Source organism: Streptomyces sp. NPDC041068 (assembly GCF_040647455.1).
GTDB lineage: Bacteria > Actinomycetota > Actinomycetes > Streptomycetales > Streptomycetaceae > Streptomyces.
The window spans coordinates 1-2019 of the sequence record NZ_JBEZCG010000056.1 but is presented as its reverse complement, the minus strand read 5'-3'; the positions used below and the strand labels follow the sequence as shown (position 1 = coordinate 2019).

At 68.3% G+C, this 2019-nt stretch carries 1 protein-coding gene; it reads left to right on the top strand.

Annotation, left to right across the window (positions count from 1 at the left end):
• Positions 1–2019 (top strand): condensation domain-containing protein (locus AB0B50_RS44625; RefSeq protein WP_362343859.1); only part of this gene is annotated, 2019 nt, incomplete at both ends.

Sequence of the window (2019 nt, the reverse complement as noted above, 5' to 3'; positions counted from 1 at the left end):
CCTGCACTGCCAGCCCGCCGACTCCTTCGACGGACTACCCGCCGACCACTTCGACACCATCCTCATCAACTCAGTCATCCAGTACTTCCCCGACAACCACTACCTCTCGCGCGTGATCGACCACGCCCTCGACCTACTCACCCCCGGCGGCCGCATCATCATCGGCGACGTCCGCAACGCCCGAACACTGCGCGCACTACACGCAGCCGTCCACCAACACCGCGGCACAGCAACCCCCACCACCGTCGACCGCGCCGTCATGCTCGAAAAAGAACTCGTCGTCGCCCCCGACTACTTCACCGACCTGGCCACACAAGACCACCGGATCAACGCAGTCGACATCCAGCTCAAACAAGGCACCCACCACAACGAACTCACCCGCCACCGCTACGAAGCCGTCCTCCACAAGAACACCCCCCACACCCTCGACGTCACCAACGCAAGCCACATCCCCTGGAACCCGGAAACAGACCTCACCGAGCTGTTGAGGAGCGTGGACGGGCCCTTGCGCATATCGGGGATCCCCAACGCACGTCTGATGGCCGACATCGCCGCAGAGCGCCGGCTCGACGGTCTTGAGCACGGCCATATGAGCTCCGGCGTGGATCCGGCGGCTGTGGTGGCGCTCGGAGCCGACCTCGGCCTGCGGATCGTGACCACCTGGTCGCCGCAGGCGGTGGAGCTCTTCGATGCCGTGGTCCTCCCGTCGGACACCGATCATGGTGTGCTGTCCGGGACGTACCTGCCGCAGGCCGCGGCCGGCCCCCGGACGAACAGCCCGCGCACCGCACGCGGCATCGGCGCGGTCGTGGACGCGGCACGCCGACGTCTGATCGAGCAGCTGCCCGACTACATGGTGCCCTCGGCGGTTGTGGCACTGGGCCGTCTGCCGCGCACCCCGAACGGAAAGCTCGACCGCGGGGCACTGCCGATGCCCGACCACGCGGTCGGCAGTGACAGCCGCGGCCCGCGCACCGCCGAGGAACAGGTTCTGTGCACGCTCTTCGCGGAAGTCCTCGGCATCGACCGGATCGGCATCGGCGACAGCTTCTTCGACCTCGGCGGGCACTCCCTCCTCGCCACTCGGCTCACCAGCCGCGTCCGGAGCGTTCTCGGCGCTGAGCTTCAGGTCAGGGACGTCTTCGAGACGCCCACCGTGGCGGGGCTCGCTCAGCGGGTGAACCAGGGAAGTCGCACCCGCGCGGCACTCACCGCGGTGGAGCGCCCGGACCTGATCCCCCTCTCGTTCGCGCAGCGCCGTCTCTGGTTCCTCCACAAACTGGAGGGCCGCTCGGCCACGTACAACATGCCTTTGGCCTTCCGTCTGACGGGGGCCGTGGACTCCCAGGCGCTGCACAGCGCCCTGCGCGACGTGCTCGGTCGGCACGAGTCGCTGCGCACGGTCTTCCCGGAGGTCGAAGGACGGCCGTATCAGCGGGTGCTCGACGTCGCGGAGGCTGACTTCGGCTGGGAGCACCGCACGATCGTCGAGTCGCACCTCGCACCGACTCTGGAGGAGACGGCCCGCTACGGCTTCGATCTCTCCACCGAAGTACCCGTGCGCGCTTGGCTCTTCGACGTGAGTGACGGCGAGAGCGTCCTGCTGCTGTTGCTGCACCACATCGCGGCCGACGGCTGGTCGATGGGCCCGCTGGCCCGCGACGTGGTCACGGCATACGCCGCCCGGTCCCAGGCAGCCGCCCCCAAGTGGACAGAACTCCCCGTCCAGTACGCGGACTACACCCTGTGGCAGCGCGACCTGCTCGGAGAGGAGAGCGACCCCGAGAGCCTCTTCCGGCGGCAGGTCGACTACTGGACGCAGCAGCTGCACGGCATGCCGGAGCTGGTGAGCTTCCCCACCGACCGGGCGCGGCCTGCGGTCGCCTCGTACGAAGGGACAACCGTCAAGCTCACGGTCGATGGCGAACTCCATCGGCGCATGGTGGAGTTGGCGCAGCAGTCGGGCAGCACCGTGTTCATGGTCCTCCAGGCAGGCATGGCAGCGCTCCTCACCCGCCT